The sequence below is a fragment of the Dehalococcoidales bacterium genome (assembly GCA_030698765.1).
In the GTDB taxonomy this organism is placed as follows: Bacteria; Chloroflexota; Dehalococcoidia; order Dehalococcoidales; family UBA2162; genus JAUYMF01.
Map to the genome: position 1 here is coordinate 1 of JAUYMF010000157.1, position 6,073 is coordinate 6,073.

5 protein-coding genes are annotated in these 6,073 nt (G+C 53.5%); 4 read left to right on the forward strand and 1 reads right to left on the reverse strand.

The genetic code is table 11. The features are described 5' to 3' along the window. The 3 genes from Q8Q07_07565 to otsB form a co-directional block, all read left to right on the forward strand. Nucleotides 1–864 (forward strand): hypothetical protein (locus tag Q8Q07_07565; protein MDP3880142.1); only part of this gene is annotated, 864 nt, incomplete at its 5' end. Nucleotides 865–967: 103 nt separating this feature from the next. Continuing rightward, on the forward strand, nucleotides 968–2,383 hold the full coding sequence (locus Q8Q07_07570; GenBank protein MDP3880143.1) for a trehalose-6-phosphate synthase: 1,416 nt from the start codon (nucleotides 968–970) through the stop codon (nucleotides 2,381–2,383). Further along, the gene (gene otsB, locus Q8Q07_07575; GenBank protein ID MDP3880144.1) at nucleotides 2,380–3,180 is read left to right on the forward strand and encodes a trehalose-phosphatase; all 801 of its coding nucleotides are present in this window, start codon (nucleotides 2,380–2,382) and stop codon (nucleotides 3,178–3,180) included. Before Q8Q07_07570 ends, otsB begins: the two co-directional genes overlap by 4 nt. Nucleotides 3,181–3,218: 38 nt before the next feature. Here otsB and glgC read toward each other — a convergent pair whose 3' ends face one another. Continuing rightward, nucleotides 3,219–4,505: a glucose-1-phosphate adenylyltransferase gene (gene glgC, locus Q8Q07_07580; GenBank protein ID MDP3880145.1), complete on the reverse strand. Its 1,287-nt coding sequence runs from the start codon at nucleotides 4,503–4,505 to the stop codon at nucleotides 3,219–3,221. A 159-nt stretch (nucleotides 4,506–4,664) separates the two neighbouring features. On the opposite strand from glgC, the gene Q8Q07_07585 reads away from it, so the two are divergent. Then, a complete protein-coding gene (locus Q8Q07_07585; protein MDP3880146.1) occupies nucleotides 4,665–5,807 on the forward strand; it encodes an FAD-dependent oxidoreductase in 1,143 nt (380 codons plus the stop codon). Nucleotides 5,808–6,073 lie beyond the last annotated feature (266 nt).

Here is a 6,073-nt window from a genome sequence, read left to right on the forward strand (position 1 = left end):
AGCAACGGCATGCCCACCTACGGCAATACGTCATCGCGGAAACTGGAAGGGATACCGCTCACCAACATCGTTGTCGAGAATCCCATCATCACCAGGGAAGAGTACGAGTGGATACGCGTCCGCATGGCGCAGAACAAGGCCAACGCCAAGCGCAACGGTAAGCACAACTTCCTGCTCAAAGGTATGATCCAGTACGAGCTTGACGGACGCCGCTACCACGGACGGCATATACGGGACAACATCTGGTGCTACGAGTACCCCGACAATGGTTACAACGGCAAAAACCATCCCCGGCCTTACATCAACGGGCGTCGCATAGAAACGGCGGTTGAAGACGAGGTCAGGAGGCTTCTCAGTAATGACGCCGTATTGGGCAGTGAACTTGACCGGGGTGAAGAAGCTGTGAACAAGAGCCGTGAAAACCTGAAGAAGGAGCTTCATAGCCTGGAACGCCGGGATAACGCCAATACCAACGCCGAGACGCAACTCCTGCTGGACAAAAACCGCTACGGCTCCGATATCTCGGATGAAGCATATAAGCGGGCTCTGGAGAGACTACAGACCGAGAGAAACCACATCGCCGAGCGGAAGGAAGAAGTAACCCGTGAGATACGGAAGCTCAACGAGTCTTCGGTGTCTATGATGGGACTTAAGCAGCTCCGCACCAACCTGGGAGAGAGAATCGATTCCAAAGAGTTCGAGGATCGTCGCTACGTCCTGGAAACCCTCGGGACTCGTGTCAGCGTTACCACTGACGCTAAACTCCTCGTAGACTTCGCCATCCCCAAGGAGATTAGCGCTCAAGCGATTGCATTAAGCGTTCCCCGGTACGCTTTCCTTCGAAGTGAAACCATTGTAAAATAGGCTATTATCGAATCAACGGGGGTGATGCAAGATAGAAGAGCAAAGATGGGATAAGACCAGACTGTACCAGCTGGTACAAAAGAAACTGGGTGATTATCTGTTCCTGGTAGTCTCCAACCGGGAACCCTATATTCATAGCATATCCGGTGACCGGATAGTATCCAACCGTCCGGTCAGTGGGCTTACTGAAGCGCTGGACCCGGTGATGCGGGCCTCAAAAGGGACATGGGTCGCCTATGGCAGCGGCGATGCTGACAAAGAAGTGGTTGATGCCCACCACCGCGTAGCCGTACCGCCGGAGAATCCGGAGTATACCCTCCGCCGGGTATGGCTGACTGAAGATGAAGTGGCCGGCTTTTACCTTGGTTTCTCCAACGAGGCGCTCTGGCCGCTGTGCCATGTTGTCTTTACCCCACCCATATACAAGGAATCTGATTGGCACAGCTACAAAAAGGTGAACCAGATTTTTGCCGAAGCCGTCCTGGAAGAGGTCAACGGCCGTAAAGCCGTGGTACTGGTGCAGGACTACCACTTCGCCCTGCTTTCCCGCCTGATTAAGGAGCAGAACCCGGCGCTGACCGTCGGCCAGTTCTGGCATATTCCCTGGACGACCTACGAAATATTCCGCACCTGCCCCTGGCATGAAGAAATACTGGACGGCTTGCTGGGCAATGACCTCCTCGGCTTTCATGTCCAGTCCTTCTGCAATAATTTCCTGGAGACGGTTGAGAATACCCTGGAAGCCAGAATAGACCGCAACCGGTTTGCCGTTACTTACCGGGGGAAGACTACCCTGGTACAGCCGTTTCCCATCAGCGTGGATTTTGACGCCCTTTCTCAGAGCGCGGGTACCGAAGAAGTAGAACGAGAAATGGAGAGCCTGCGCCGTGAATTTAATCTGGAAGGCAAATTCGTGGGACTCGGAACGGACCGGGTGGACTACACCAAGGGCATACCGGAGAGATTACAGGCGCTGGATAAACTCCTGGAAGACTCGCCCGACTACCGCGGGAAGATAGTCTTCATCCAGGCTGGTATGCCCAGCCGCACCCAGATTGAGAGCTACCAGAACCTTAACCGCAGGGTTGACCAGTTGACCGAAAAGATAAATACCAGGTACGGTAACGATGCCTGGCAACCGGTAATCATGATGGCACGGCAGCTTACTCCGGTAACCCTGGCGGCTCTTCGCCGTCTGGCCAACTTCTGCGTGGTTAACTCCCTTCATGACGGCATGAACCTGGTCGCCAAGGAATACGTCTCCTCACGGGTTGATGGGGACGGGGTTTTAATCTTAAGTCGGTTCACCGGCGCGGCCACGGAAATGGAAGACGCGCTATTGATCAATCCCTATGACATCAGCGAGTTCGCCAGAAAGATAAAAGAGGCGCTGGAAATGCCAGAGGCGGAAAGGCGCCGGCGAATGGCGGGTATGCGTGATGTGGTCGCCGGCAATAATATCTACAGGTGGGGAGCTTCTCATGTCTCCAGGCTCATCTCGCTGGCGGGTATCCGGTGAAGCACCTTTTCCAGTACTGGGAGCTATTCTCCGCTGACGTCAGAGCTTCATCTCATATCCTGCTGCTCTCAGACTATGACGGCACTCTAACCCCGATTGTCAGCCGGCCGGAACAGGCGATATTAACCCCCGGGGTCAGAGACAAACTACGCGCCCTGGCATCCAGACCGGCCGTCAGTGTGGGTATTATTAGCGGGCGTTCGCTCGCCGAAGTCAAGTCCCTGGTGGCTGTGGATGGAATTTACTACGCGGGGAATCATGGATTTGAAATAGAAGGTCCCGGCATCACATTCATCCATCCGGTAGCCCGGACGGCACAATCACAAATCCGGGACATTCTGCGGCAATTAACCGCCAGGCTGGCCGATATCGAAGGAGTCCTCGTCGAGGATAAAGGATTAAGTTTGAGCGTTCACTACCGCCTGGTCAGAGAAAAGGAGGAGGAGACGGTAGCTCAAATTTTCCGGAAGGTTACCGCTCCGTGGTCAGACAAAGGCGAAATTAGAATCACAACGGGGAAAAAAGTCTGGGAAGTGAGACCGCGGATAGACTGGCACAAAGGAAAAGCGGTGGAAGCAATCAGCCGGGAAATCAAGCAATCCCTCAAGCTCGAACAATTACTTATCATCTACCTGGGTGACGATACCACCGATGAAGATGCTTTCAGGATTATTCACCATCCTGACGGCTGGAGCATTTTTGTCGGGGGGGAGAACCCCTCATCAAATGCCGAATATTTTCTCAACTCCACCGTAGAAGTAACTACTTTCCTGTCTCGATTAATTGATTTGAAATGAGCATGCTTAGCAATTACCCTGTAGAGTGACACCGCTCTTCAGCTACCTCGATTCCGTTTCAGCCTGACTATCCCGCCGCTCTTAACTTCATCTCTGCGAAAACAGTCTTCCTGCACGTCAGCGCAGATGATACAATTACGGCCTATCCTGGTGCCGGGGGGAATCCGGGCTCTCTTACCGACAATGGTGATGCCGGTATTCAGCACCGACGGTTCCCAGCGGTTCGCCCGCAGATCATCGCCGAAACCGAGGTGGCAACCCGCTTCAACTACCACCTCCTTATCCAGGATTGAATAATCAATGATACTGTGTGAACCCACGGAAGTCTCAGACATGATAATCGAGTTCCGGACTACAGCGCCTTCCGCCACGATTACCCCCGGTGAGAGTATTGAATGCTCAACATTGCCCTCAATAATACAGCCATTAGAAATCATGCTGTTGCCTACGTTAGCCACCCCGGAGATGGTCGCCGGTGGCCCGTCCACATCACTGGTGTGTATCGGCCAGCCCGGGTCTGAAAGGTATCCCCCCGGGGACATATCAATCATATCCATATTAGCCTGCCAGTAGGCCTGCACCGTGCCGACATCGCGCCAGTATCCCTGAAAATCATATCCGAAAATCCTATTTTTCCCGACCATTTTCGGCAGGATATCCCTGCCGAAATCATGGCTGGAGTTCTCGCTTGCGGTATCTTCCTCGAGGCACTGTTTAAGAAACTCTTTCCTGAAAAGATAAATGCCCATGGATACCAGGCTACTCTTCGGCTTCCTGACCTTTTCTTCAAAACCGATTACCCGCCTCTCTTCATCAATAATCACCGTGCCAAAGTGCTGCAGGTCTTCCTCAGGAAGACGGGTATAAGCCAGGGTAACGTCCGCCTGTCTCTCTTCATGGAATTGGAGCATCCAGGAATAATCCATCTTGTAAACATGGTCGCCGCTGAGAATCAGCACCATCTCCTGACTCTGCTGCTCGATATAGTGGAGATTCTGGTACACGGCGTCGGCGGTTCCCTTGTACCAGTCACGTTTTTCGTCCCGCGTCAAATAGGGCTGGAAAAGCCGGACTGTCCGGTCCGGGGTAGCGAAGCCCCACGCCGCGCCAACTCCGATATGCTCGCTAAGGGAGAGGGGCTGATACTGTGTCAGAACAGCCACGTTGTACATACCCGAGTTCACGCAGTTGCTCAGGGTAAAATCTATAATGCGGTACTTGCCGGCAAAGGGCATGGCTGGCTTGGAGCGTTCCTGTGCCAGCACACTCAACCTCTCCCCCCGTCCCCCGGCCAGTATCACCGCTAAAACATTCTCTACTGCCATAATTATTCACCGAACTGAATGTACGCGTGACTGATTTTATCATGTTATAGCTACTACTGTCCATCCCACTAAGCTATGCTCGAGATAAAAAAGCTTCCCTACAGTTGACATTCACACTCACGGGAGTATACTTTAAAAAGGGCAGAAAGACCATATAGAATGGCAGTAACAAAGACCGCAGAGGTAATCATCATCGGCGCCGGCATTATCGGCACCAGCATTGCCTACCATCTGGCAAAATCAGGCTGCCGCGACGTTATTATCCTGGAGAAAGAGCCGGTTATTGGCTCCGGTAGCACGGCGAAAGCGGCCGGGGGTGTCAGGCACCAGTTCCTTACAGAGACCAATGTCAGGCTATCGGTGGAGAGTATCAGGTTCTTCCAGCACTTCGAGGAAGAAATGGGATCGGTTATTGACTTCCGCCAGCACGGCTACCTGTTTCTGGCCTGCACCGATAAAGAACTGAAGAACCTGCAACAGAGACTGGAGTTACAGCGCCGGCACGGAATTGAAGTCTATTTCCTCTCTCCCGGAGAGGTCAAAGGAAGATTACCGGCAATTAACGTTGATGACATTCTGGGCGCGATCTTTGGCCCCACTGACGGCCGGGTTGACCCGTATTCAGTGGTCCAGGGCTATGCCTCGGCGGCGAAACGGCTCGGTGTAAAGATATACACCGGAGTCGAGTCGGTGGAGATAAGAGTCAGTAACCACCGGGTGAGGGGAGTTTTAAGCACGGATGGAGAGATTGAAGCGCCGGTTGTAGTCAACGCTGCCGGACCCTGGGCCGGGCTGGTGGGAAGAGCTGCGGGGATCGATATTCCGGTGCACCCTCATAAGAAACACTCCTTCTTCACCGCTCCCACAGATGAAATCAGAAGGGATGCCCCGCTCATTATTGACCTGCACCAGGACACTGCCGTTTGGCGAGAAGGGCGCGGCATCGGCTTCAACGGCAGCGACCCCGACCAGCCGGAGGGGTTTGATGTCACCGTAGACTGGAGCTGCCTGCCTAAAATCGCCCGCCGTGTGGTGCCCCGTTTTCCTTTCCTGGCCGACACCGGCATCATCCGGGCGGAAGCGGGACTGCACCCCGATACCGCCGACAAGAGCGCTATCCTGGGGGATACGCCGGAACTGGAGGGACTGTACCTTGCCTGCGGCATGAACTCTCAGGGTGTGATGCATTCCCCGGCAGTAGGCAGGATTATGGCGGAATACATCCTGAAGATAAACAAGGACCCGGCTATTTCGCTGCTGCGCCTGAGCCGGTTCAAAGAGGGAGCGCTACAAAAAGAATGACTTATTCCAGGCCGTTACCATAACAAGCCAGGACTACTGATAACATGGATAAGAATGGTACGGAGCTTACCCGATACCGCCCGGAAACTGTTTCATATCCGCCGATAGCAAGATTAATAAGTATTATTTATTAATGAAGGGGTATTATTGACAAAATGCCACGCTTAGAAATCGACCTGCCCGCTCAATTTGCTTTCTCAACGGACATCCCCATACGCATCAGTGATATCAACCGCGGCCGGCACCTCGGCCACACCGCCGTCCTC

Coding starts and splice junctions, on each gene's coding strand:
- glgC (MDP3880145.1), bottom strand. CDS start 4,505: ATGGCAGTAGAGAATGTTTTAGCGGTGATACTGGCCGGGGGACGGGGG.
- Q8Q07_07585 (MDP3880146.1), top strand. CDS start 4,665: ATGGCAGTAACAAAGACCGCAGAGGTAATCATCATCGGCGCCGGCATT.